The sequence below is a fragment of the Micromonospora sp. WMMD710 genome (assembly GCF_029626045.1).
Lineage (GTDB): Bacteria > Actinomycetota > Actinomycetes > Mycobacteriales > Micromonosporaceae > Micromonospora.
On record NZ_JARUBD010000001.1, the window covers coordinates 5607954 to 5631452 of the forward strand.

The 23499-nt window shown below is 70.1% G+C and carries 24 protein-coding genes; 13 read left to right on the plus strand and 11 right to left on the minus strand.

Annotated elements, in window-relative coordinates; translation table 11 throughout:
- Positions 1 to 113: 113 nt before the first annotated feature.
- The 4 genes from O7620_RS26025 to O7620_RS26040 are packed head-to-tail and all read right to left on the minus strand — an operon-like array spanning position 114 to position 4334.
- Complete coding sequence (locus tag O7620_RS26025; protein WP_278125687.1) at positions 114 to 728, minus strand: GTP cyclohydrolase II; 615 nt, start codon at positions 726 to 728, stop codon at positions 114 to 116.
- Entirely contained in the window at positions 725 to 1582 is an 858-nt protein-coding gene (locus O7620_RS26030) for a class I SAM-dependent methyltransferase (RefSeq protein WP_278125689.1), read from the minus strand. The genes O7620_RS26025 and O7620_RS26030 overlap by 4 nt, the downstream gene beginning before the upstream one ends.
- Positions 1583 to 1599: 17 nt before the next feature.
- On the minus strand, positions 1600 to 2889 hold the full coding sequence (locus O7620_RS26035) for a hypothetical protein (RefSeq protein ID WP_278125692.1): 1290 nt from the start codon (positions 2887 to 2889) through the stop codon (positions 1600 to 1602).
- Entirely contained in the window at positions 2886 to 4334 is a 1449-nt protein-coding gene (locus tag O7620_RS26040; protein ID WP_278125693.1) for an FAD-dependent oxidoreductase, read from the minus strand. The genes O7620_RS26035 and O7620_RS26040 overlap by 4 nt, the downstream gene beginning before the upstream one ends.
- Before the next feature lie 365 nt (positions 4335 to 4699).
- Here O7620_RS26040 and O7620_RS26045 point away from each other — a divergent pair, with 365 nt between their 5' ends.
- The gene (locus tag O7620_RS26045) at positions 4700 to 5434 is read left to right on the plus strand and encodes a haloacid dehalogenase-like hydrolase (RefSeq protein ID WP_278125694.1); all 735 of its coding nucleotides are present in this window, start codon (positions 4700 to 4702) and stop codon (positions 5432 to 5434) included.
- Here O7620_RS26045 and O7620_RS26050 read toward each other — a convergent pair.
- Complete coding sequence (locus O7620_RS26050) at positions 5431 to 6699, minus strand: helix-turn-helix transcriptional regulator (protein ID WP_278125695.1); 1269 nt, start codon at positions 6697 to 6699, stop codon at positions 5431 to 5433. The two genes, O7620_RS26045 and O7620_RS26050, sit on opposite strands and share 4 nt — an antisense overlap.
- 187 nt (positions 6700 to 6886) lie before the next feature.
- On the opposite strand from O7620_RS26050, the gene O7620_RS26055 reads away from it, so the two are divergent.
- Entirely contained in the window at positions 6887 to 7474 is a 588-nt protein-coding gene (locus O7620_RS26055) for a CYTH domain-containing protein (protein WP_278125696.1), read from the plus strand.
- A gap of 64 nt (positions 7475 to 7538) precedes the next feature.
- Here O7620_RS26055 and O7620_RS26060 read toward each other — a convergent pair whose 3' ends face one another.
- The 5 genes from O7620_RS26060 to O7620_RS26080 form a co-directional block, all read right to left on the minus strand.
- Entirely contained in the window at positions 7539 to 7997 is a 459-nt protein-coding gene (locus tag O7620_RS26060) for a DUF296 domain-containing protein (protein WP_278125697.1), read from the minus strand.
- An 815-nt stretch (positions 7998 to 8812) separates the two neighbouring features.
- A complete protein-coding gene (gene tmk / locus O7620_RS26065; protein ID WP_278125699.1) occupies positions 8813 to 9412 on the minus strand; it encodes a dTMP kinase in 600 nt (199 codons plus the stop codon).
- Positions 9409 to 10512 carry a radical SAM protein gene (locus O7620_RS26070; protein WP_278125701.1) on the minus strand — a complete coding sequence of 368 codons (1104 nt, stop codon included), beginning with the start codon at positions 10510 to 10512 and terminating at the stop codon, positions 9409 to 9411. Before O7620_RS26070 ends, tmk begins: the two co-directional genes overlap by 4 nt.
- On the minus strand, positions 10509 to 11480 hold the full coding sequence (locus tag O7620_RS26075; protein WP_278125702.1) for a phosphotransferase: 972 nt from the start codon (positions 11478 to 11480) through the stop codon (positions 10509 to 10511). Before O7620_RS26075 ends, O7620_RS26070 begins: the two co-directional genes overlap by 4 nt.
- On the minus strand, positions 11477 to 12064 hold the full coding sequence (locus tag O7620_RS26080; RefSeq protein ID WP_278125703.1) for an HD domain-containing protein: 588 nt from the start codon (positions 12062 to 12064) through the stop codon (positions 11477 to 11479). Before O7620_RS26080 ends, O7620_RS26075 begins: the two co-directional genes overlap by 4 nt.
- Before the next feature lie 36 nt (positions 12065 to 12100).
- Here O7620_RS26080 and O7620_RS26085 point away from each other — a divergent pair, with 36 nt between their 5' ends.
- Positions 12101 to 12547, plus strand: a complete 447-nt coding sequence (locus O7620_RS26085; protein WP_278125705.1) for a hypothetical protein — start codon at positions 12101 to 12103, stop codon at positions 12545 to 12547.
- Here the strand turns inward: O7620_RS26085 and O7620_RS26090 are convergent.
- Positions 12537 to 13148, minus strand: coding sequence for a hypothetical protein (locus O7620_RS26090; protein WP_278125706.1), 612 nt, complete (start codon positions 13146 to 13148; stop codon positions 12537 to 12539). The genes O7620_RS26085 and O7620_RS26090 overlap by 11 nt on opposite strands.
- 523 nt (positions 13149 to 13671) lie before the next feature.
- Between O7620_RS26090 and O7620_RS26095 the strand changes: the two genes are divergently transcribed.
- Genes O7620_RS26095 through O7620_RS26140 form a run of 10 tightly spaced genes read left to right on the plus strand, consistent with a single transcriptional unit; the run spans position 13672 to position 23452 of the window.
- On the plus strand, positions 13672 to 15969 hold the full coding sequence (locus O7620_RS26095) for a nitrate- and nitrite sensing domain-containing protein (RefSeq protein WP_278125707.1): 2298 nt from the start codon (positions 13672 to 13674) through the stop codon (positions 15967 to 15969).
- The gene (locus tag O7620_RS26100; protein ID WP_278125708.1) at positions 15966 to 16376 is read left to right on the plus strand and encodes a roadblock/LC7 domain-containing protein; all 411 of its coding nucleotides are present in this window, start codon (positions 15966 to 15968) and stop codon (positions 16374 to 16376) included. The genes O7620_RS26095 and O7620_RS26100 overlap by 4 nt, the downstream gene beginning before the upstream one ends.
- Entirely contained in the window at positions 16373 to 16972 is a 600-nt protein-coding gene (locus O7620_RS26105) for an ATP/GTP-binding protein (RefSeq protein WP_278125709.1), read from the plus strand. The genes O7620_RS26100 and O7620_RS26105 overlap by 4 nt, the downstream gene beginning before the upstream one ends.
- 44 nt (positions 16973 to 17016) lie before the next feature.
- Positions 17017 to 18231, plus strand: coding sequence for an ABC transporter substrate-binding protein (locus O7620_RS26110; protein ID WP_278125711.1), 1215 nt, complete (start codon positions 17017 to 17019; stop codon positions 18229 to 18231).
- Positions 18232 to 18265: 34 nt separating this feature from the next.
- On the plus strand, positions 18266 to 19129 hold the full coding sequence (locus O7620_RS26115) for a branched-chain amino acid ABC transporter permease (protein WP_278125712.1): 864 nt from the start codon (positions 18266 to 18268) through the stop codon (positions 19127 to 19129).
- Positions 19126 to 20193 carry a branched-chain amino acid ABC transporter permease gene (locus tag O7620_RS26120; RefSeq protein WP_278125714.1) on the plus strand — a complete coding sequence of 356 codons (1068 nt, stop codon included), beginning with the start codon at positions 19126 to 19128 and terminating at the stop codon, positions 20191 to 20193. Before O7620_RS26115 ends, O7620_RS26120 begins: the two co-directional genes overlap by 4 nt.
- Entirely contained in the window at positions 20190 to 20987 is a 798-nt protein-coding gene (locus O7620_RS26125) for an ATP-binding cassette domain-containing protein (protein ID WP_278125715.1), read from the plus strand. The genes O7620_RS26120 and O7620_RS26125 overlap by 4 nt, the downstream gene beginning before the upstream one ends.
- On the plus strand, positions 20971 to 21714 hold the full coding sequence (locus O7620_RS26130) for an ATP-binding cassette domain-containing protein (RefSeq protein ID WP_278127149.1): 744 nt from the start codon (positions 20971 to 20973) through the stop codon (positions 21712 to 21714). Before O7620_RS26125 ends, O7620_RS26130 begins: the two co-directional genes overlap by 17 nt.
- Positions 21711 to 22664: a hypothetical protein gene (locus O7620_RS26135; RefSeq protein WP_278125716.1), complete on the plus strand. Its 954-nt coding sequence runs from the start codon at positions 21711 to 21713 to the stop codon at positions 22662 to 22664. The genes O7620_RS26130 and O7620_RS26135 overlap by 4 nt, the downstream gene beginning before the upstream one ends.
- Positions 22661 to 23452 (plus strand): methyltransferase domain-containing protein, encoded by a 792-nt coding sequence (locus O7620_RS26140; RefSeq protein WP_278125717.1) that lies wholly within the window; start codon positions 22661 to 22663, stop codon positions 23450 to 23452. The genes O7620_RS26135 and O7620_RS26140 overlap by 4 nt, the downstream gene beginning before the upstream one ends.
- Positions 23453 to 23499: the final 47 nt, after the last annotated feature.

The following is a 23499-nucleotide window of genomic DNA, read 5'->3' on the forward strand; positions in this document are numbered from 1 at the left end:
GCGATTCTTTGCTGCGGCGGTCGGCCGGCTTGAAGGCCGTGGCCCGCCTGCTGCCCGCCGGAATGATACCGACCGGAGGCGGGCGGCGGGTCGTGTCGGACTGGACATTCGAGTCAAGAAGCGGCGGCGGCTCCGCTGCTGTTCAGATGTCCGAGCAGGGTGTCCTTCTGCCCGAGATAGTCCCGGTTATCGGGGGTGACGAAACCGGAGAGTGGGACACGGTCGACGGTGATCCCGGCAGTACGGAGGGCGTCGATCTTGCGAGGATTGTTGGTGGCGAGTCGGGCTGAAGTGACGCCGAGCCAGGCCAGGACGCTCGCGGCGGGTCGGTAGTCGCGGGCATCGGTGGGTGCGCCAACGGCGGCATTTGCGGCAACGGTGTCGTAGCCCTGGTCCATGAAGGTGTAAGCGCGGATCTTGGTAGCAAGCCCGATGCCGCGGCCTTCGTGGCACAGCATGTAGAGCAGGATCCCGTAGTCGGATGCGCCGATCATGCGCAGGGATGTGGCCAGCTGAGGGCCGCAGTCACATTTCAGGGATCCGAGCAGGTCACCCGTGGCGCAGGCGCTGTGAATCCGTACCAGCGGACTCTGTTGGGCGGCGGGCTGAGGGCGGTGGACGGCGGCGAGGACCTCCTCACGGCCGATCTCGGGGCCGAAGGCATGCAGTTGGAATTGTCCGTACGCGGTGGGGAGGTCACAGCCGGCGAGCCGAACCGTAGTGGTCATCTCGTCTCCTTCGCAGCGGTGCTGTCGGGTGTGGGCTTGTGGGCGATGAGCAGGACGTGTTCGGACATGCCGAGGAGGGAGGGTTCTGCCTCGACCCGGCGGATCGCCCGCATAAGAAGGTCGCGACGGTGTGGGTCGCGGAGGCGGTCCGCGAGGTCGGGCAGCAGTTTGGCGGCGCCTTCGACCGCGAGCAGGGCATGCGGGCGCAGGCCCACGGCGGTGGCTTCTACGGCGAGGTCACTCGGGTTATGGAAGTAGCCGGTGGTGAACAGCCGTCGATCACCGGTCGGGTTGCGGTGTTGCCCGTCGCGAAGATGCCGGATCAGGATTGCCTCCACCGCCGGGTCGTCGTAGAGGTTCTTGGCGAGGTACTCCCAGGTGGTGTAGTAGCGGGACGTTGCTGCTGCGGCGACCACGCCGCCTGGGACGAGTACGCGACACGCCTCGTCCCAGGCGCGGGCGCGGTCAGCGGCGCTGGTGAGGTGATACAGCGGGCCGAGCAGGAGAACGGCGTCGCAGCTGGCGGAGCCGAGCGGCACTTGGCGCGCGTCCCCGCGCGAGATCGAGGCCAGCGGCGACTCGGCGCGGGCTGACGTGGTGGCGGCTTGCTCCAGGTGCAGCGGGACAGGGTCCACGAGGTGGACGCGGTAGCCGTCCGCGGCCAGCTGAAAGGCGTACGCGCCGGGTCCTCCGCCGACGTCGGCAATCGTTCCGGCTGGGGGAAGGTGGCGGGCCAGGATGTCGCGGGTGCGCAGGTACTCGATGTAGCGGCGCGGGTCGCTCAGGCGTCCCTGCTCGGCCCCGTGGGCGTAGAAGGCGAGGACCTCCGGAGTGATGCTGGGCGCTACGGTCACGTCGGGAGGGTGCAGATTCACGCTGCTGCCTCCGGTGCGCCATGCTCCAGGTCCGCGAGGAAGCCGTCCTGGAACTGTCGACGCAGGCGGGTCTGCTGTGCCGACATGACCGGACCGCGGAAGCGGTCGAGGATCGAGGCGACGCTGCCGCCGATCGCCGGGCTGCTGCCGATGGCGCTGAGCAGCTTGAACTGCATCACGAGGTAGACCGGCGGACATTCACGCGAGTTGCCGAGTTGCGCTGGGGACCAGAATCCGAGGTGGTAGTCCAAGCCTGCCAAGGTCAGGCACCGGTTCGCGAGATCCATGTTGGTTCGCAACAGGGCCATCTCGTGGGCGGTGATGTCCCGGAGTAACGCCCTCAGCATGACGAGGCCTTGCCGGCCGGGTTCGGATAGCCAGGTGAGGTTGTTCAGGTTCGCCGCAACCTGGCCGGGCGGCAGCAGTCCCGGCCGAGTCCACGGGGGCGACGCCGCCGGGCTGCCGGTGAAGCACTCCCGCAGCTGCGCGTACGCGCCGGTGGCCACCTCATGAAGTTGGACGAGAAGGCACGCGCAGGCGGTATCGAGGAGGAAGTCCCAGTCCGGAAGAGCGATCTTGAATCCGACTGGGCCACCAACAGCGGACAGATCTGCGTCGCCCGCCAGATGGCAGCCGGCAGGCAGCGGCTGCGTACGGTATGCGTCACGCATGACCTGGGCGGCCAGGTGCGCGATGGGGTCCACCAGCGCCCGTCGTCGGTTGAGGTCGTCTACCTCGCCCAGCGGCACGATCGAGGCGTCGCGGTAGGCGGCGGCGGGCCAGCAGTTGAGGTGCCAGTGCATCCGCTTGTCCCACCACTGCCCGTTGTCGCGGTCGACCGTGTACGGGTCGTGGTTCGTGCCGATCATGAGCTGCGCCCCGTCGAGGTCGAACCGGCGCCGAGTCGAGGAGGCGTCGACGTAGCCGACGAACTGCCTACAGAGCTTGAGCAGCGCCGTCAGCATGACCTCGGGGACATCGCTGACCGACGACGCGATGACTCTGTCGTCGCCGACTGTGGCAAGCAGCATCATGTCGTAGACGCTGTGCGGGAATGCCTTGTCGATGAACGCGAGCCGGTCCCCGGATCGTCCGGCGGGATATTCGCGCAGGATGTTGGCGCCGTAATGGTCGCGGTAGTGCGGGCTGAGGTTGCGCACGTCCGGTGGCGGCGCGGCGAATCTCGGCATGGGAAGGCTGGGAATGACCGGCAACGTCATCGCCGACGCCGGGTAGAGCGGACCGAACCGGTCCGCGACCGGGCGGCGAGTCGTGGCGGCGGTCATGCCGGCATACCGGTCGCGATGGCGTCGCCGGCGGCAACGCCCATCATGGCGGCCTGCACGATGCCTTGGGCGATCCCTGCGGCGTCTCCGACCACGTAGATCGGTAGGCCCCGTACCTTGCAGTCCTCGTCGACCGGGACCCGGTCCCACAAGAACTCGATCTCAGGCCCGATCACGAGAACATCGTCGACAAGGTCATCCATGGACAAGCCTGCGCCGGCGTGGTCCAGGATCGAGCCCATGACCCGGCGGAGGCTCTCGATAAGGCTGACGTGCTCGGCGCCGGTGAACAAGCTGTCAAGCCGGGCGGTAGTCAAGTCCTTGACGGACGGCTCGAACGTCACTGCCGCAGCCAACTCCGGCCAACTACGCGGCTCGGTCGTTTTGTTCATGAATGCGCGCAGACTCTGCGCCACCGGCCGGCCTCCGCTGAGCCGCCAGTAATCGGACAGGATCTCGTCCCGGACTTCGGTGCTGGTGCCGGGTCTGGCGAGCTGGCACAGCAGCCCGAAGTTGGCTGCCAGTGGACGTCCCCCGGGAAGGCGTTCAGTGGTTTCGTGCCCGTCGAGAGTGATCACCTCTCGCCCGAAGGAGCGCTGGTAGTTGGTGAACTTGATCCGACCACCGTTCGGGCCGCCGCAGAAACAGAACGTCTTCGTCTTACGGTCCACTCGCTCTAACTGGGTGATCTTCAGATCGGGGTGCTCGACGCCGATCGCGGCCAGCACCTCGGCCTTGGTCTCGAGACGCACGCCGAGCGACATGTCCGGCGCGATCGTCTGCACCCCGAACGCCGTCAGGAGGTTGTGAGTGCTGGTCACCCCGTGTCGGCCCGTGGCCAGCACCAGACGTGCCGTCTCGGCGGTGACGAGGCCACCGTGGGTCGCTACCGCCAGCGTCAGGCGGTCCCCCTCCAAGGCGGCGGTGACAAGTTCCGATTTCTCCCAGACGGTCAGAGCGTCGTTGCGGTAGCCGTGCAGCGCCGTGAGCATGTCCCGAACCTGCGTCTCCCCCAAGACCGCGACCGGGTACTCCCGGATGGCCAAGCCGTTCCCGGCGAACGCCTTGATGACTGGCGCGCCAAGTCTCGTGCCACTCAGAATGGGCGGCTCTGGCAGTGGAGCGGTCAGGAACTGGAACGCGCGCTCGCACAGTTCGTCCGCGCGGTCCTCACCGAAGTGATCGATCAGGCGGCGGCCGGACGGCAGCAAGCTCAACTTGACCCCGTCTCCGTAGTGCACACAGCCGCCAAAGCCACTGATCACGTTGCAGATCCCGGCGCACCCCGTGCAACGCAGCCCTCGGTCGACCGGGCACGGCCGATTCCGCATCCCCCGCCCGGCCTCCAACAGCAGCACCCGTAGGCCCTGGGCTTGGCGCACGACCTCGTGGGCACAAGCCAGACCACCCGGGCCGGCGCCGACGACGACGACATCGAAGAACATGGCAGACATTCCTTCCAACAGTCGCAGGCGATCGGAAGCGAACAGCCATCCCCGCCACCGGACGCGCTGCATATCTGCGGCTGGCCCAGCAAATCGGCAGCAGCCGCGGCCAGCGCGATGATCACCACGTAGGGCAGCGAAGGTGCCGTCCGGACAGCTATGCCCGGACGATCCGCCCGGACCTTTCGGGGAAGGCTCACTCACAGTCGCCGACGTCGGGTGTTGTCGGACAGGCATGTCATCGGACTATGACAATCCACCGACACCCGCTGCCGCGACCGCATCCCCGCTTGGCCTTTCGGTCCGACCGCGAACCCGGAGTGCTCGGCAGGGTTAGCTGCTCGTGCCCGTGCGACGATGAATCTATGAACCACAGCAGCGCCGGCTTGGTCATCTGGGACGTTGACGGGACGCTCATCCCCGCGGACTTGCGTTGGCTGACGCGCGCGATCGCTCGCGCGTACGGCATCGCGCAGTCCGAGGTTGTCTTCCCTGACAAGAAGGTGCATGGGTACACGGACGAGTCGATCGCCGTGGACACGGCGATCGCTTCGGGCGTGGACCCGTCAGCCGCGGAGGCGGGCATACCCGCCTTCCGTCAGGCCATCGCCGCGGTCATGCAGGAGGGTCGGCAGGAGTTGGCTGAGGTCCAGCCGCCGTATTCAGGTGCTGCGGCGAGCATCGCGGAGCTGCACGAACGTGGCTTCGTTCAGACCGTGCTGACCGGCAACCTGCGTTCGGCCGCCGAGGTGAAGCTGGACGTGGCGGGCTTGGATGAGCTTCTTGATCTTCGCATCGGCGGGTTCGGGTCGGACGCGCGGGATCGCTTTCAGCTTCCGGCGGTCGTAGCTCAGCGCTACTCCGCGATCTACGGTGAACCGCTGGATTCCGCTCGGGCGATCGTCATCGGGGATGCGCCCAACGATATCGCTTGCGCACGTCACGCCGATTTTCGCGTTGCTGTCGTCGCTCACCGGATTGGGCGCCAAGAGCTTGCATCCTACGAACCTGACCTGGTACTTGACAGTCTCGACCCGACGACCGTGGTAGCCGCCGTCAGTTCGCTGTTGGACTCGGGCGGGTCGCCGGCTGCCCGCTAGGCGGCCATCTGCTCCTCGAGTTCGAGGACAACCGGCTCGTCGCGCCATCGGGCCAACCGCTGCCGGGCTCGTTGAGCTCGAGCGATGCCTCGATGGTTTCCACCTGCTTTCAGCTGATCGTACGTGTTGCCAAGCAGGGTGCAGGACTGTTCGAGTTCGCCAGCCTCGGCGTAGGCGCTGGCGAGGTCTACGGCTGCCGCCAAGGCGACGTTGACGTTGGCATGGTCGTGTTCCAGCATCTGTACCGCACTTTCGAGCACGGTCACAGCCTGGTGGGGCTGGCCGAGAAGAAGATGGCATGTGCCCGCATAGACGAGGAGGCGGGCGCTGCTCCAGTCGCTGTAGAGGCCGACACAGTCACCGGGTGACAAGTCGTTGACCGCTTCTTCCGCCCGCTTCAGGGCCGCCGTGGCCTCGTGTGGAAGTCGCAGGGCAGCGTAGGCCTGGGCCTGCTCGGCAGCTACCCGGGCTCGTGCGGCGGGACTGAGATCGGTGGACGCGCGGGCGGCCTCATCGAGGAGCCGCAGGCCGATCATGACGTCGCCGTCTGCGTCGATCAGTGTGGCGGCCTCCGAGTGGAGGTTGCTCTCGAAGATGCGTGCTGTCGCGCTGATCCGGCGGCTGCCGAGCCTGTCGCCGAGCTGGCGAGCGTAGGCACAGTGAGCGAGCGCGAGGCCACGGTTGCCCTGTGCGCTCCACAGCCGGCTAGCGACGATCGAGGCTTCGGCGAGCATCGCTCCGATATCAGCGCGGATGGGCGCACGGCCGGCTTTGCGGTACAGCGTCGACAGGCAATCACGGTGGGCCTCGATTAGACCCAGTAGTGCGTCGGGTGACACGGCCTGGCGCTGCTGAGCCAGCATGCTGGTGAGCGTGGAGAAGCTGTTCCACTCGCCCATCAGGTAGTCGGTTCCGGGCGTGCGAGCGACCGTCTCCACAGCGGTGGAGGACGATGGATCCGCTGCGGCCTGAAACGTCTGAGTGGCTGCCATGCCGCTGGGCATGTGCCGGGTGCTGGCGAGCCGGATGCGGTCGTATTCCTGGGACAGTCTGCCGCCGGTCCCCAACAGTTCGTCGCTTCGGGTCCAGAAGTCGCGCCCCACGCGCTGCCGGCCGGTCTCGACGTTCGCGATCGTGCTCCGTCCATAGCTCACCCGAGGCGCATACGTCTCTTGCGTGTAACCAGCGGCTTTACGGCTGCGGGCCAGCATCTGACCAAGGGCGATCCATGCCTTGGCCACATCTTGTGGTGGCACGCTCGACATCAGCAGCTCCCGATGGATACGAACGCTCGCGCGGGGCGAGACACGGTGGCGTGGGAGCACTGTAGTGCAGGTCTGTGATGCGTCGGCTACTCAGCGGCTTCTTCCAACATTTTTCCGACAAAGCTCCGACATTGCCCGCGGGCGTTCGGAACTCACGTGACCTGCAATTCTCGTATGCTCCCTGCTCGTGACCCACGAGCCGGCCAACGATGATCATGAAGTTGAAGCCAAGTACCGCGTCAACGACCTGCAAAAGTTGATCACGGAGCTCGCCCGGCGACAGGTGGTGTTGACGGAGCCGTCGTTGCAGGACGACCAGGCGTACGCACCAGCCGACTGGTCGTACGGGATGTCGAAGGTCGGTGTGCCGTTCGCGCGTCTGCGCACGCAGAAGGGTCGCCATGTGTTCACCGTGAAGAAGCCGATCGATAACGAGATGGCATGCCTGGAGCACGAATGCGTGATTCTCGACCGTCACGCAATGCACGCTGCTCTAGTCGCGATGGGTTGGGTGCCAACCGTGCGGATCGTCAAGCAGCGTCGAACCGGCGATTGGGACGGCGCGACGGTATGCGTGGACGTCGTCGACGGGCTCGGCGCGTTCGTTGAGGTGGAGCGGGTGGTCAGCTCCCAGCACTCGGGTGAGCAGGTGCAGCACGGACTCGATTCGATGGTTCGCTCACTGGGTGTGCCGGTGCTGAGGGTCGTGGACACCTACGACACATTGATCTGGAATCTGACGAGCGCGGCTGTTAGAACGTCGGCGCCGGCCTGAGATGGTCGAGTCCGCGGCTGCTGTCGCCCCGGCTGTAAACCTGAGCCGCCGCGCTCGGCTGTCTTCAAGGGAACTGCAGAAGTGGCACGTCGTACAGGTCGGTTTGGCGGACGCGCCTCATTGATGGCTCGGTGATCTCCACGATGACCATTTCGGTGAGGAACTGGACGGTCGCGGCGAGCAGGTGGCTGGTGTGGGCGGTGGCGCTCTGCGCTTTCAAGCCGACGGTGAGATGGATGTGCGGCTGGATGGTGTCGGTGTCGGGGTCGTAGGCGAGGGTTCCGCCGCCGAGGGCCTCGATGTTGGTCAGATGAACTTTGGACCAGACGGGGGCGTCAGGGTTGTCGAGGCGTTCGCAGGTGCCGACGATGTCCGCGGTGGCGAGGCCGGCGATGAAGGTGGGGATGTAGCCCTGGCGGATGTCGTGGGCGCGGCAGGTGCGGTCGAGGGCGTCGTAGAAGTCTTCCCCATGCTCGAATACGGCGACGACGGTGCGGCCGGGGACGACTTCGCGGCTCCGCAATGTGGGCTCCTTTGAGTTTTGGCCGGCGGGCAGTGAGTGGTAGGTGCCGCCGGGACGATTGCGTCGATGTCGGCACTGTGCGCGCAGTGGTCGGTGAAGCCTGCCAGGCGAGGTTGATTCAGGTAGGCGGCGGCTGCCAGATGGGGTAGTAGCCCGGGACCGGCGTGGAGGTAGTCGAAGCGATAGCCGTTGCCGGCTCGGCCGATCCAGCTATGTGCCTGCACTTTAGGGTGCAGAGTCCGGTGGACGTCGGAGAGCCCGAGTGCGGTGAGGGCGTCGAGGAAGTCGTACTCGAAGGGTCGGAAGCCGGGGTAGCGGGGTTGGTGGTCGCGGCTGATGACGTTGTAGTCGCCGCCGACCACCAGATGTGCGCGGTCGGTGGCGGGTAGTCGGCCCAGGGTGTCGGTGACGGTGGCGAGGAAGGTCCGCTTCTTGGCGAGCTTGGCTGGTGCCCGGTCGCTGGAGGGGACGTAGAGGCCGAGGATCGTGACGGCAGGGTCGGTGCCGAGGATGACGGCGGGGGCCCGGCCGGGCAGGCTGATGCCCGCGGTGAGGTGCGGGGCTGGGCGGGTGGGGATGCGGCTGGCGATGGCGCAGCCGCGGTCGCCGTCAGTCGAGGGCTGGTGGGCGATGGACATCCCGGCTGCGTGCAGGCCGGTGAGCAGGTGCGAGGTGCCGGGTCCGTTGCTGGTTTCGGTCAGGATGATCACGTGGTCGTCGCGTTGCAGCAGCCAGGTCAGGAGCTTCTGCGCGCGGGCGAGCGCGGCGGCCTGCACGTTGATCGTCAGGATGGACAGCACGGTGAGCCTCGCTGGTCAGGGGCCGTCGGCGGGTAGCAGGGCGAGAATAGTGTCCACGACCTGTTCGGGGGTGAGGCCGTGGCAGGCGACGACGTGTTGGCGCCACTGCTGTCGGTGCAGGTGGGTGGCGGCGTCGCGGTAGAGGGCGAGTTCTTTCTCGGGTGAGCCGGCCAGTTCCAGCCTGGTCCGGTGTGGTCTAGCTGCCAGTCGGGTGCGGATGACCTCTGGGTGGTCTTCGAGGTAGATGACGGTGGCGGGCAGGACGTAGCGGTTGTAGGACCAGATCTCTCCGAGGTCGAGGCCGTCGATGCGTTGCAGCACCAGCGAGGAGGCGACGTACCGGTCGGTGACGACATGCAGTCCGTCGTCGAGCCGGGGGATGATCTCCGTTTCGATGTGCGCGGCGCGGTCGGCGGCCAGAGCGAGGGCTAGTGCTTTGCCGTGCAGGAAGGATTCCTGGCGGCGCAGGAGCTGGCCCAGGGGCGTGCGGGTGGGCTCGCCGGTCAGGTGGACCCCTGCCGGTCCGAGTTCGGCGAGGCGGTCGGCCAGAAGGCGGGCGACGGTGCTCTTGCCGACTCCGTTCGGGCCCTCGACGGCGATGAACAGACTGCTCACCCCTTGACCGGGTACAGCGGGAGTAGTCGACGGCCGGAGTGTGCAGCGATGGGGCACTGCTCGGTGTCGACGTCGCCGATGCGCCCACCGGCGGCGACGACCGCGGCGGGGCAGCCCTTGCCGCACTGTCCGGCCAGCGCGCAGGAGCCGCAGGTCGGGTTGGCGCCGAGCCGGTAGCGGCCGTGGAAGTCGTAGGCGTCAAGGCCGGTGACAACCTCGCCGCCGAGGATGTTGCCGGTGAGGAACTCGGTGTCGTGGTGTGCGGAGGCGGGCGTGCGGGCGGCGAAGACTAGGTAGGGGCAAACGGCGACCTGCCCGCCGACGAAGACGTAGATCAGTTTTCCCGCGTCGCATCCGCCCAGCGGCAGGTCGTCGTTGGGGAACCGAATGCGCACGAGGTCGACCTGGCCGGCGAAGCGGTCGGTCACGGCCGTGATGGCGTCCATCGCCGCCGTGGTGGCGGCGAGCTTACTGCGGCTCTTCACCCCTCGTCCGAAGGAGGACAGCGGGTTCATCAGCACGTACTCGGCGCCGACGTCGACGGCGAAGGCGCACAGGTCGGCGAACTCCTGCGGCACGGTCAGCGCGTTGGGCGTGGACAGCAGGCCCTTGAGGAGGCCGGCCTCGGCGAACTTGCGGGTGGCGGCGACGGTGGTGGTGAACGACGACCGGTCGCCGCGGAACTTGCCGTGGCTGTCGGGCCGGAACCCGTCAAAGGACACGTTGACGTGAACGTTGCCCAAGGCGGCCAAGGCGGCTATATCGGCGTCGCGGGCCAGCGTCGCGTTGGTGCAGATGCCCACCGGCAGTCCCTGATCGGCCACCGCCTGGCACATGGCGATCAGGTCGGGGTGGACGAAGGGCTCGCCCCCGGTGAGCGTGAGGCGTTCGACTCGGGCGTCGAGCAGCCGGGGCAACACTCGGGTGGTGAAGTCGCCCAGGGACAGGTCGGACCCGACCGCGGTCGAGGAGACGAAGCAGTGGGCGCAGTGCAGGTTGCACCGTTCGGTGATCTGCACCAACGCCTTGCGTCCATCCCCGCCGACGGAGGTGCGGAAGTAGCAGGACGAGGCGTGGGTGTCCACGATGAGGCGCTTCATAAGGATCTTCCCGCGGTAGTGAGATGAACTCCGGACGCGCCAAACGGGGCGGCGTCGAGCAGTTGCGCGGCAGCGTGCAGTTGGCGGTGCACGACCTGGGCGTGAGAGCCATCGGTGTGGGGCTGGTGGTGGCCTGCGGCGGCCGTGGTCAGAAACCACCAGGCTGCCCACACGCGGTGCCATCCCAGCGCCCACTGAGCCGCTGGCAAGCCGCCGCGGTCCGAGTGAGCGTCGGTGCTGCCGCCAGCCGCGACGTAGGCGCGGATCAGGCGGGTAAGTTGGGCGGGGTCTGCGGCGTTGCGGGTGCCGAACCAGGTGGCGAGGTCGAGCAGGCCGGGTCCGGTGAATGCTTTCGCCCAGTCGACGAGACGGCATCCCGTGCGGCTGACATGCAGCGAGCTGCGGTGGAACTCGCCGTGGCACAGCCCGAAGGGTTCTCGCTCGGCGCCGTCGGCGCGTCTGCCCGCCACGGCTGCCAGCCGCCGCAGCAGATCCTCGGCCGCGCCGGAGTCGACGAAGCGGCCCTGGCGGTGCAGCTCGTCGAGCGCGGCGAGCGCCTGCTCGGGCAGGCGCGCCAGGGTCCGCTGTTCGAACACGGGCAGCGCAGGCACCGCCGGGATGGCGTGGATTGCGCTGGCGACGGCTGCGGCCTCGGCGATAGTTGCTGGACGGAGGGGGTCGCCGAGGTCGTCCATCAGCATGCCCAGTGCGTGCGGCCGTAGCGTGTAACCGTGCAGGTGGGGCACGGCGGCGCCATGTTGATTGAGGTGCCGCAGCACAGCGGCTTCGCCGGTGAACGGCGACGTGGCGAGCTTGCAGATCACACTGCTGCCGTCGCCTAGGTGCAGCCGCTGCACTGTCGACAGCTCCCACTCCTGGATGACCTGCCAGCCGGCCTGTTCGTGGCCGGCGGCGGTGAGCAGGTCACGGCGCAGCTGGTCCGCGAATGCGGCACTAATGGCGATCATGGTTTGCTCGCCGCCTGAATGCCGGTGGCGGCTCTCTCGAGCAGCGCCAGCGCGGTGTCGAGGCGTGCCGACATCGCGGCCGGCACTCGGGGATGGGCTGCCTGTTGAAAGGCCCGGAAGTGCGGCAGCAACGTGAGCAGCGCCGGGCGCCTGCGGAGGAAGTCGGTGACGTCGCCGCTGGTATGCGCCCGTCGCAGCAGCGATGTCAGCGCGACGATCTTGTCGGCGGTCGAGGCGAGTAGTACCGGCAGGTCGTTGACGCGGATGGGCGGGTCCGGCATGTCGAGGGCCTGGTGCTCGGCGTGCAGGGCGGCGATGATCCGCGGTACCTGCGGGCCGTAGGCGGTGGCGAGGACCTGGTAGATGTCCGGCGTGCGGGGCGCGAAGTCGGGGATGTCGTGCAGCAGCGCTGCCGCTATCAGATCCGGGTCCGGGTGTAGTACATGTTCGCCGATGGTCACTGCGACCCGGACCGCGTGGGCCAGTGCGGGGCGGTCGTCGATGGTGTGTCCGGTGCACCATCGTTGGGCGTCGCGTAGGGCGCGGTCGACGGTGGCGGCTCGGGGAGGGGATAAGACGGTCATGGCCTGATACCTCCTGGTTGCCGTAGCATCGGCGCCATGTCCGGGCCGCTACCGCAGTGGTGTGAGCAGACGTGCGTGGTGTGTCCCGCCCAGCAGCTCGGGCCGGGCCAGTTCGACGTGGTCGACCGGCCCGGACCCGAGTTCGCCTACAACCCGGACATTGGATGGCGGGTCACCGTCGAGGGTGTCGCGGTGTGTGTGCACCCGTACCGGGTCGGACTGCCACCAGGCCACTACGCCTCGCGCGGCGAACCGATCCCCGCCCGGGCGTCACGACCGGCGCCGACGCCTGCCTCCCTGGTACTGCCTGCCGACTTGGTGGATCTGGAAGGCTGGCTCGTCGCCGTGCTGCGCGACGCCCCGGCGGAGCAGATCTTCGGTGCCGTCGCCCGCGCCGAACGCCTCGCTGCCGAGAGGTTCGACCCGAAGCAGGTGGTGGCGGCCATGCGGCGGGTGCTGTCGGTTGAGCTGGCTAACCGCTGACCCCGACCGGCGCGGTCGCCTGGTCTGGCGGGTCGAAGGCGAAGTCGTGGCTGCGTCCGTCGCGTCCCAGGCCTGCGGCCTGGTAGTGGGCGTTGAGCTGGTCCAGCCGGCGGGTCACCTCAGCGGAGTCCAGCCAGTACCGCAGCGGCTGCGGCCCCCAGCCGGCGGCGGCGTAGTACGCGTCGGTCAGGCAGCCGCGGGTGTAGGTGAACTCCTCCAACTCCGTGGCGTGCGGGAACGTGACCCCGAGGTCGCGCTGCATCCGGGACATGAGGGTGAACTGGGCCAGCACGGCGTGGATCATCTCGTCGACCGGCGCCGGCACCAGCAGCTCCGCGGCTTGCTCGTCGCCGCCGGAGAGCTCGAACACCGCGGCCTTGAGCGCCAGGACCCGCATCGCCTCGGTCAGCAACGGGCCCGCGTCCCGGTCGAGGGACCACTGGCTGATCGCTGGGTACCCGGTGAACGTCGCCCAGCAGCTGGAGTACTTCATTGACGAGCTGCGTAGCCGCTCGGACGACGGGTGCTGCGTGATCAGGTCCAGGATCTCGGCGGCTCGGCGACCGACCTCAGCGGGTTCGGGCATGGTTCGTGGGGCCATGGCACATTCCTCCTACGGGAGCGTTGGGCACAGGCAGGCGAACCCAGCCGGCGGCCGGATCGCCCGTCACCGCTGTCCGCGCCGTTGGCGCTCACGGTGATGCCCCCATTAACGGCTGGGTGCACGGATGTCGATAACCCATTGCTTTGACCTCTGACAAAGCTCCGACATTGACCGGCCCGGACCATTGAGCGGCCCCGACGGCCGCAAGCCGCGGTGCAGCGTGTCAGTACGCGATGCGCGCCGCCCGCCCCAGGCGTGGTAGCCGCCATCGGGAAAGAGCGGATTGTCGGCGGATTGTCAGACGTGGACGGCGAGCCTTACCGACATCGACGGTCTTCGCCTTTAGTCACTCTCGTCGCCGTGGACGCGTGTGCCGTATCCCGGCCCGTCGCAGACCGCAGCGCGGACGACCGCGCCAATTCGCCGGATTGTGGGAAGGACTGTTGTGCCTGTTGCTCGGAGGCTTGCGCTTCTGCTGCTGATCCCGTTGGCGGCGACTCTGGTCTTCGCCTCGTGGGGCGTGGCATCGACGAGCCGTCAGGCGCGCAGTGCCGACCGCCTGCAGTCGCTGGTGGCGGTGTCGGCCTCGGTGGGTGAGGTGCTGCACGAACTCGACTGGGAGCGGCAGGTCGCCGGCGGGCTGGTCGGTGATTCGGCGGGTGGCCTCAACGGTTATCTCGAGCAGGTCGCAGCATCCGACCGGGCGGTGGACGCCTACCGGCAGCGCCGCGGCGAGCTCGATGCCTCGGATTCGGTCAGTCGGCTGGTGGGGCCGTTCGACGAGCAGCTGCGGTTACTTCCGGTGTTTCGGGAGCAGGTCAAGGCGCGGTCGGCTTCGCTGACGGCGGTGCTGGTGCGGTATCGGGCGGTGATCGCGCAGGGGCTGGCGGTGCGGGAGACCGTAGGTCAGGTCGGCGGTGCGGACGGTGCGGTGGCCGACCAGTTGCGGGTGGCGGCGGCGTTGTCGCAGGCCGGGCAGTACGCGGGTCTCCAACAGGCAGCTGTAGCTGCCAACAACGGCGCCGTGGTGTCGCAGGCGGTACAGCGGGAGCTGGCCGCGACCCGTGCTGGGTATGACGAGGCGTTGCTGGCGGTGTCGCAGCGGTCGCCGGCGCGGTGGCGGTCGTGGCTGGACCAGGCGCTGTCCGGCCCGCAGGTCCTCGCGGCGCAGCGTCTCGACGACGAGGTCGCCCGCACTGAGGTGGGTCAGCGCTTGCGGGTGAACTCGTCCCGGTGGGCTGCGGCCAGCAATGAGCGGCGCGACCGGCTGCACGAGGTGCAGACCCGCGTCGACGCGGACATCGCCGCCGAGGTGGGGCAGCAACGCCGACAGCAATGGTTCACCACGGGTGTGCTGTCGACGGTCGCCGTGGCGCTGACCGTGGCCGCCGCGGCGCTGGCGTGGCGGCAAGGTCGGGCGTTGGCTCGGCGGCTGCGGCGGGTCCGTGACGCGGTCACCCGTGTCGCTGAGCGGGACCTGCCGGACCTGGTCCGCCGCGTCGACGCGGCGGATCCCGCCGACCCGACGTCGGTTCCGCCGCCGCCTGCCGCGCTGGCACCTGCAGCGGCGCGGGACGAGGTGGACGAGGTGGCCGCCGCGTTCGACACGCTGGCGTTGAACACGTACCGGATCTCGACGGATCTGGCGCGGCAGCGGCGGGTGGCCGCCGGTGCGGTGGAGGCGGTGGGGCGGCGGTGTCAGGGGATGACGCACCGGCTGCTACGCGAGTTGGACATGGCCGAGCGGGACGAGAAGGACGCCTCGACCCTGGCGACGTTCTTCGCGGTGGACAGTCTCGCCGCGCAGTTGCTGCACGCCACACAGAGCCTGTTGGTGCTGTCGGGACGGTCGTTGGGGGCGGTGCACCCGCAGCCGGCGGAGCTGGTGACGGTGGCGCAGGCGGCGCAAGGCCGGATCCAGGAGTATCGGCGGGTGCGGCTCGGGGTGATCGACGAGCGGGCTCTGGTGCCGCCACCGATGATCGACGACCTGGTGCACCTGTTGGCGTCGCTGCTGGACAACGCGACCCGCTACAGCCCAGGCGACGCGGTGGTCACCGGGCATCTTCTGGGCAACCGGGCGATCATCCAGGTCACCGACACCGGGCCCGGCATCAAGCCGGACCTGCTGGCTCGGCTCAACGCCGAACTGGCCGAGCCCGCGCCGATGATCGAGGTGGAGCACATCCGGCGCCAAGGCCTGGCCACCGTCGCGCTGCTGGCCGCGGAACACGGGCTGCGCGTGCGGCTGCTGCCGGGACAGCCGCACGGCACGGTCGCGGAAGTCGAGATCCCCGCCGACAAGCTCCTGATCAGCATTCCCGAGCCGGCCGCGCTGCCCACCGGCCCGATCGCCGGCCGGCGTGCTCCCGGCGGCACGCCCGCGTCCACCCTCACCCTGCCCACGGCGGCGCCGGCCCGCCGCGGCGGCTCGGCCGCGCTGCCCACCCGACGCCGGTCGTCCACCCCGAGCGCGACGGACGGCCCTACCCAGGCGCTGCCGGTGATTCCAGTGCCCCGCCAGGCGCCTGAGTCGGAGTCGACGCCGGCCTACGACGAGACAGCCCGACACCTGCCGCCACCGGCGTGGTTCGTCGAGGGAGCCACGGTGCACATGCCCTCCACCCCTGCGCGCGGGCTGCCCGGACAGGACACCACCACGGCCAACGGCCTGCCGAAGCGACAGCCCAAGGCCACATTCACACCCCCGCCCGCTGCCGACGCGCCGGTCCGCTCGATGGATGGCCTGGCCCGTACCGCGGGGGCCTACCAGCGCGGCCTCGACCGCCGCTTTCCCCAGTCGAAGGGCCAGTCATGAGCGATCTGAGTTACCTGCTGAACGCCAACCTCGTCGCCCGGGTGCCCGGGATCAGCCAGGCCGTGGCGGTGTCGGCCGACGGGCTGCTGCTGGCCTGGACCGACGGGCTCAACCGGGACGCCGCCGAGCGCCTCGCCGCAGTGGCGGCCGGAATGAACAGCCTGCTCAACGGCGCCGCCCGTGACCTGTCCGCGGGCGGGGTGCGGGGCAACCTGACCGAGCTGGCGCACGGGTTTCTGATTCTAGTGGCGGTGAGCACCGGCGCTTCGCTGCTGACCCTAGCCACCCGCGACGCCGACCTCGCGTTCGTCACCGAGGAACTCGGCCGTTTCGCCGAGCAGGTCGGCGACCAGCTCACCCCCGCCTTCGCCGGCACACTCACCACCGCGGCGGCCGGCCGGCGATGACCGCACCCGCCCTCACCGTCCGGCGACCCGCCGGTGGGCCGCCGAGCCTGAAGATCGTGCTCACCGGGCCGTTCGGCGTCGGGAAGACCACCCTCGTCGGCGCGGTCTCCGACATCGCACCGGTCACCACCGAGGCCCGCATGTCCGCCGGCAACGCCGACGACGACACGTCCCACACGCCGGCCAAGACGACCACCACGGTGGCGATGGACTTCGGCCGCCTCGACGTCGACGGCGTCACCGTCTACGTCTACGGCACCCCGGGCCAGCACCGCTTCTGGTTCATGTGGGACGCCATCGTCCGGGGCGCCGCCGGCTCCGTGGTCCTGGTCGACACCCGCCGCCTGCAGGACTCGTTCCGGCACCTCGACTACGTCGACCACGTCCGGCTGCCCTACGTCGTCGCGGTCAACCAGTTCCCCGGTGCCCGCTCCTACCCCGCATCGGCCATCCGTGAAGCCCTCGCCCTGGCCGCGGACGTGCCGATCGTCGACATCGACGCCCGCGACCGCGACAGCGTCCGCCGGCTGCTCATCGCCCTCATCGAGCACGTCATCACCCAGACCACGCCCCGCTCGGCGGTCGCGCAGCCCTGAGCACCCGCGAACCCACCCTCACCCCTGACGAAGGAGCATCTTCGATGTCTGATCCCCGGCCACACCCGCGACGTCGGCTCGCCGCCCTGACCGCAGCCGGTCTCCTACTGACCGGCACCGCGTGCAGCAGCACCGCCACCGACTCCAGCACCGTCCGGGTGGGGCTGCTGGTCTCCCTGTCGGGCACATACGTCACCGTCGGCGAGGACATGCAGCGCGGCTTCCGCCTCTACCTCGACACCCACGACGGCAAACTCGGCGGCCGGATGGTCGACCTGGTCGTGGCCGACGAGGGCGACGGCCCCGCCACCGCCGTCCCCGCCGCACAGAAGCTCCTCGAACGCGACCAGGTGGTCGCCCTGACCGGGCTGGTCGGCGGCGCGACGGTCGACAAGGTGCAGACCCTCACCACGCAGCGGAAGATCCCCCTGCTCGGTGCGAACGCGCGACCGGCGTTCGCGCCCGTCGGCGGCAAGCCCCGCGACCTGGCCTACACCTGGCACACCTCCTACAACTCCGACGAGCCGGGCATCGCCATCGCCGAGTACGTCAGGGCGCAGGTCGGCGACGGTCAGGTGTACGCGATCGGCCCGGACTACCAGGGCGGCTACGACGAACTGCGGGGCTTCACTGACACCTTCACCCGCCTCGGGGGGAAACTCGCCAACCCCGACGGGAAGACGCTGTTCACGCCGTTCCCGGCGACGGAGAACTTCCTGCCGTACCTGAACAAGGCCGCCGAGACCAAACCGAAGGCCGTCTACACCTTCTACGCCGGGGCCGCGGCGGTGGCGTTCGTCAAGCAGTACGCCCAGTCCGACCTTGCCGACGTCCCGCTCTACGCCGCCGGCTTCCTGACCGAAGGGTCCGTGCTCACCGCGCAGGGACCGGCGGCCACCGGCATCCGCAACGTCCTCAACTACAGCCCCACCCTCGCCAACCAGGCTAACCAGGACTTCGTCGCCGCCTGGTCCGCCGCCGGCCACCCGGGCCAGCCGACGACCTTCGCGATGGCCTCCTACGACGCCGCCGCCGTCCTCGACCGGGCGCTGGCCGCCGTCGACGGCGAGGTGAGCGGGGAGAAGCTCAACGCCGCTATCGGGCAGGTCGGGCGGGTCGTCTCCCCGCGTGGGGACTGGCAGTTCCACCCCACCGAGCACCGCCCGGTGCAGCGCTGGTACCTGCGCGAGGTCCGCAACGACGGCCCGGTGCTGTCCAACGTCCTGGTGCAGGACCTCACCACCCTGCCCGCCAGCTGATCAGACCAAGCACACGAGAAGGGGTGCGGTGCGCGTGGACGCCTACCTGATACCCGCGGTCGACGGCGTCGCCTACGGGCTGCTCCTGGCCATCGCCGCCGCGGGGTTAACCGTCGCGTTCGGCGCCGGGGGTGTGCTCAACCTCGCGCACGGCACCCTGATCGCCGCCGGAGGCTACGTCGCCGCCGCCACCAGCTCGGGGACCTGGCCAAGCCTCGCCGCCGCGGTCGCACTGGCGGCCGGTGTGGGAGCCGCCGGCGGCGGGGTGCTCGCCGCCGCAACTGCCGCACTGCAGGGTCGGGGGCACCTCGACCAGGCGCTGCTCACCTTCGGTGTCGCGCTCATCGGCGCCGACCTGCTCACCACCGCCTACGGCCCCGACACCCTGCGACCTCGCCTGCCTGAGGTGTTGGAGGCGACCGTCCGAGTCGCCGGGCACCGGTATCCGGCCGACCGGCTCGCCGTGCTCAGCGTCGCTGTCGCTGTCGTCGCGGGAGGCTACGTGGTGCTGCACCGCACCCGCGCCGGACGGCTGATCCGCGCCACGGTCGACGACCGGGCGATGGTTGCCGGCATCGGGGTGAACCCCCGCCTGGTGGACGCGGCAGTCCTGGTCGCCGCCGGGGCTCTCGCCGGCCTGGCCGGGGCGTTGACCACGCCGATCCTCGGCGTCGGCCCGCACACCGCCGACACCGCGCTGCTCCTGTCGCTGATCATCGTGGTCTGCGGTGGCCTCGGCTCCGTGCCCGGCGCGCTCGCCGCCGCCCTCGCAGTGGGCGTCGTGCAGACCGTCGGCGTGACGTCGTTCCCGGCGCTCGCCCCGTACCTGCTGATCGGCGCCATGGCCGTGGTGCTGCTGGCCCGCCGGACCAGCCTCCCCACCGGGGCGTCGGCGTGAGCGGTCCACGACACGACATGGCGGCGACGGTGGTGCGCGCGCTGGCACGACGCGCGCACCCGTGGTCGGCGCTTGGCCTGGCAGCGGCGGTGGTGGGCGCGGTGGCGGTGTCACCGGATCCGTACCTGCACGCCACCGCCGCGCGGATGCTGCCGCTGGCGGTGCTGGCGGTCAGCGTCGCGGTGGTCACCGGCCACGCGGGACTGCCCACCCTCGGCCAGGTCGCCCCGTACGCGGCTGGCGCCTATACCACCGCCCGGCTCGCCCTCGCCGGCACCGACCTCGCGCCGCTGCACCTGCTGGCGGCGGCCGGGGCGGGAGCCGTGACCGCCGGGGCGGTCGGCGCGGTGCTGGTCCGCTACCGCGCCACGGTGTTCCTCATGCTCAGCCTCGCCGTCGCGGAACTGACCGCGATCACCGCCGCCCAGTGGCGCACTGTCAGCGGCGGCACCGACGGGCTCGCTGGGATCCCCGCCCCCCGCCTGCTGCCCGGCCTGCCGCCGCTGCTGGCCGACCGCACGGTGCTGCTCTACGCCATGCTCGTGGCGATCGCCGCGACCGCCGCCGCCATCGCACTGCTCGGCGGCGACCAGCGGACGCTGCTGGCGGCCGTGCGCGGCAACGAGGCCCGCGCGAGCGCCAGCGGCCACCAGGTCACCGCCTACCTGTGGACGGCGCACACCGGCGCGGGCGCGCTCGCCGGGATCGGCGGGGCCCTGCTCATCCACACCCACCGGTGGATCACTCCGGCCGATGTTGGCTTCACCACCGCCGCCCTCGCGCTGCTCGCCGTGGTCATCGGCGGCGCCACGTCGCTGCCCGGCGCCGCCGCCGCCACGATCGCGGTCCTCACCGTGCGCGACGTCGTGGGTGCATGGCTGCCCGGCCACGCGCCCCTACTCCTCGGCACCCTGTTCGTCACCGCGGTGTACCTGCTGCCCGGCGGCCTGACCGCTCTTCCCGCGCGACTGGCCAGCCTGCCCCTTCCTCGTCACGGTCGGCGCCGTCCCGCTCTTCACATGCCCGACGGCCCGGCCCAGCCCGTCACCAGGAGCACCCCGTGAGGACAGTCCACCGCATCGACCCCGACGGCGTGCCGTCACAGCGCCAGCCGGGTGACATCGACCGCGCCCACGGCAACGGCCTCGTCGCGACCGGCCTGCGCCACGCCTACGGACAGCTGACCGTCCTCGACCTGGACACGTTCACCGTCGCCCCCGGCGACCGCCACGCCGTCATCGGCCCCAACGGCGCCGGCAAGTCCACCCTGCTGAACATCCTGGCCGGCACCACCCGCACGCAGGCCGGCACCATCACCTACAACGGACAAGTCGTCACCCGGCGTGGCCCGGCCTGGCGGGCCCGCGCCGGCATCGGCCGTACCTTCCAACACCCCCGCGTCTACCCGAACCTGACCCTGCTGGACTGCGTGCGCATGGGCGGCTGGCACCACCGCCACCAACCCGAACACACGCCTCTGGAAGCCCTCGACCTCGTCGGCCTGCTCGGGTACGCCGACTACCCGGCCGCCGCGCTGTCGCACGGGCACCGCCGCATGCTCGACCTCGCCGTCGCCCTAGCCGGGCAACCCCGCGTGCTGCTACTCGACGAGCCCGCCGCCGGCCTCACCGACACCGACACCACCCGCCTGCTCGACATCCTCGGGCGTCTACCCGGCTGGATGGCGGTCGTGCTCGTCGAGCACCACATGGACGTCGTCGCTGCCCTCGCCGACTGGACCACCGTCCTGCACCACGGCCGCCGCCACACCGACGGCCCCACCGACACCGTGCGCGCCGACCCTGCCGTCACCGCCCTCTACCTCGGCACCGGGGGTGACGATGCTGCGCATCGGTGACCTCGCCGCCGGCTACCGCCCCGCCACCCCCGTCCTGCAACACATCACCGTCGATCTGGCGGCCGTCGCCGTGCACACCGTGGCCGGGCCCAACGGCGCCGGGAAGACCACCCTGCTGCACACCCTCGCCGGGCACCTGCGACCCACCACCGGGTGGGTCCTGCTCGACGGCCGCGACGTGACCGGCTGGACGCCCGTCCGCGCCGCCCGCGCCGGGGTCGCCCTCGCCCCGCAGGGACGACGGCTGTGGCCGTCGCTGACCGTTGCCGAGCACCTCACAGTCGCCCGCCCGACCGCTCGCCGCCCGGACAGCCGGGCCTGGGCGGTGGACGAACTGCTAGAGATGTTCCCGGCCCTGGCGGCCCGGCTGCGTCACCGTGGCCACGAGCTCTCCGGCGGGGAGCAGCAGATGCTCACCATCGCCCGCGCCCTGCGCACCGCGCCCCGCCTGCTGCTGTGCGACGAACCCACCGAAGGACTCGCCCCCACCGTGGCCGCACACGTCACTCACGCGCTGCGGGACCTGCCCCGCCACGGCGTCACCGTCCTCGCCGCCGTGCCGCACGCCCGCGCCGCCGCCACCCTCAGCGACACCGTCCACGTCCTCGCCGGGGGGCGCCTCACCGGACCCGTCACCACCAGCGACGGACAGGCCGAGCAGGCGCTGCGCGACCACCTCGCCCTGGTCTCACCCGCCCTGCACAACGGTGGGCAGGCACACCGGTGACCCCCGCCAGCTCCGCAATGGCGGCCCTGGCGCTGCTCGCCGCCACCGCCATACCCGCCGCGACGACGCCAGCACCGATCCCCGCCCAGCCCAGAGCAGCGCACTGTCCCACCTCAGCGGACCCGCAGCCGAAGCTTGCAGCGACGCATCGAAGCACCAGCCACCAGGGCACCCGGGTGGCGTACCCGCAGCCGGTGCGCGCCCCGCTGCGGGCGCTGGCGGCACGTCTGCGGGCCAGCGCGTGCGACACCGCTGCGGGCCGGTATGACCTCGTGTACTACCGGCAGTGGAACAACCCCGCCCGCTCCGGGGCGGCGGTGCGGGAGGTGGTCCGCTGGCGCGGCGATGACCGCTCGGGCGGCCAACTCGCCACCCAGCACCCCACCGGCGTCGTTCCGGTCACCCACGACTGGTGGCAACCCGGCGACCTGTACCACGTTGGGCTGATCGACCCCTTCACCCACACCGACGTGCTGCGGGAGGACCTCGGCATCAGCGAGTCCTCACCAGTCGACCTCACCGAGGTGTTGGCGAGCCTGGCGTACCTGTCGACCTGGTACAGCCCGCGCCGTGATGGCCGCGCCGCTGCCCTCAATGTGCTGGCTGACCTGAGCCCGCTCACCTACTACCCGCGCGTGGCCGACCGTTCCGGCCGTCCCGGCATCGGCGTCGCCGCCACCAGCGGGGGCCGACGCGTCCTGCTCGTATTGCACCCAGACACCGGGGAAGTCCTCGCCTACGAGTCCGCGCGCCTGGGTCCCTTCGGCTGGCGCGTGCAGACCTACCTCCTTTACCTCGTTCACAGCCACGCCACCCGCCGCTGGTGGGAACCCACCGCCCGTCTCCGGCCTGCCACGCCGTCTCCACCGCTGTACCCGCGGCCGCAACAGCACTGGCTGCTGGCCACGCTCCCGCCCTGCCACACCACGACCCAAGGAGTCACTCCATGACGGCCACCGCACCCACGCAGCGCTACCAGTTCCGCAACAGCCCCTACCAGCTCCACCCCCTGCAGGAGATGCTCGACCCGGTCACCCTCGACGACCTGACCCGCCTGGGAGTCAACCCCGGGCACACCGCCCTCGACGTTGGCGCCGGCGCCGGCTCCATCGCCCAGCACCTGTGCGAACTGGTCGGCCGCTCCGGGAAGGTCGTCGCCGTCGACATCGACACCAGCATGCTCAACCCCACCGGGGTGCTCGACGTCTACCAGCGCGACCTGCGCACCCAGCCGCTGCCGGTCGAACCCGGCACCATCGACATCGCCACCGCCCGCTGCGTCCTGGAACACCTACCGAACCGGCACCTGCTGCTGCACCAAATGATCAACGCGCTGCGCCCCGGCGGGCACCTCGTCCTCGGAGAGATCGTCTACGCGCCCGTGTCCGCGCACGCCCCCGCCGACAGCGACAACGAACTCATCACCCGCGTCGTGCACACCATCCTCGACGTCCTCGCCGGCCGCGGGGTCGACCTGCACTGGGGAGACAAGGTTCCCTCCTTCCTGCTCGCCAACGGCTTCGAGCAGGTCCACACCCGCTGGGTCGCCGAGACCTGGGCCGGAGGCAGCGCCGGCTGCCGCCTGTACGCCGACAACGCCACCCAGCTACGCGACCGGCTCCTCGCCGAGGACCTGTCCCACGAGGAGCTGGACCGGTTCGCCGAGCTGATGGCCGACCCGGCGGTGCTGGTGCGCGGCTACCAGTTCGCCTCCACTACCGGCCGCAAGCCCCGCTGAACCTGACAGGTGGGCGGCCGAGGTCGACGGGGCCGAGGCCCGGCAGG

Excerpts from the sequence above, each read along its gene's own strand:
- O7620_RS26025 (WP_278125687.1), bottom strand. The coding sequence starts at position 728 with ATGACCACTACGGTTCGGCTCGCCGGCTGTGACCTCCCCACCGCGTAC.
- O7620_RS26035 (WP_278125692.1), bottom strand. The coding sequence starts at position 2,889 with ATGACCGCCGCCACGACTCGCCGCCCGGTCGCGGACCGGTTCGGTCCG.
- O7620_RS26040 (WP_278125693.1), bottom strand. The coding sequence starts at position 4,334 with ATGTTCTTCGATGTCGTCGTCGTCGGCGCCGGCCCGGGTGGTCTGGCT.
- O7620_RS26045 (WP_278125694.1), top strand. The coding sequence starts at position 4,700 with ATGAACCACAGCAGCGCCGGCTTGGTCATCTGGGACGTTGACGGGACG.
- O7620_RS26050 (WP_278125695.1), bottom strand. The coding sequence starts at position 6,699 with ATGTCGAGCGTGCCACCACAAGATGTGGCCAAGGCATGGATCGCCCTT.
- O7620_RS26070 (WP_278125701.1), bottom strand. The coding sequence starts at position 10,512 with ATGAAGCGCCTCATCGTGGACACCCACGCCTCGTCCTGCTACTTCCGC.
- O7620_RS26075 (WP_278125702.1), bottom strand. The coding sequence starts at position 11,480 with ATGATCGCCATTAGTGCCGCATTCGCGGACCAGCTGCGCCGTGACCTG.
- O7620_RS26080 (WP_278125703.1), bottom strand. The coding sequence starts at position 12,064 with ATGACCGTCTTATCCCCTCCCCGAGCCGCCACCGTCGACCGCGCCCTA.
- O7620_RS26085 (WP_278125705.1), top strand. The coding sequence starts at position 12,101 with ATGTCCGGGCCGCTACCGCAGTGGTGTGAGCAGACGTGCGTGGTGTGT.
- O7620_RS26090 (WP_278125706.1), bottom strand. The coding sequence starts at position 13,148 with ATGGCCCCACGAACCATGCCCGAACCCGCTGAGGTCGGTCGCCGAGCC.
- O7620_RS26100 (WP_278125708.1), top strand. The coding sequence starts at position 15,966 with ATGAGCGATCTGAGTTACCTGCTGAACGCCAACCTCGTCGCCCGGGTG.
- O7620_RS26105 (WP_278125709.1), top strand. The coding sequence starts at position 16,373 with ATGACCGCACCCGCCCTCACCGTCCGGCGACCCGCCGGTGGGCCGCCG.
- O7620_RS26110 (WP_278125711.1), top strand. The coding sequence starts at position 17,017 with ATGTCTGATCCCCGGCCACACCCGCGACGTCGGCTCGCCGCCCTGACC.
- O7620_RS26130 (WP_278127149.1), top strand. The coding sequence starts at position 20,971 with ATGCTGCGCATCGGTGACCTCGCCGCCGGCTACCGCCCCGCCACCCCC.
- O7620_RS26140 (WP_278125717.1), top strand. The coding sequence starts at position 22,661 with ATGACGGCCACCGCACCCACGCAGCGCTACCAGTTCCGCAACAGCCCC.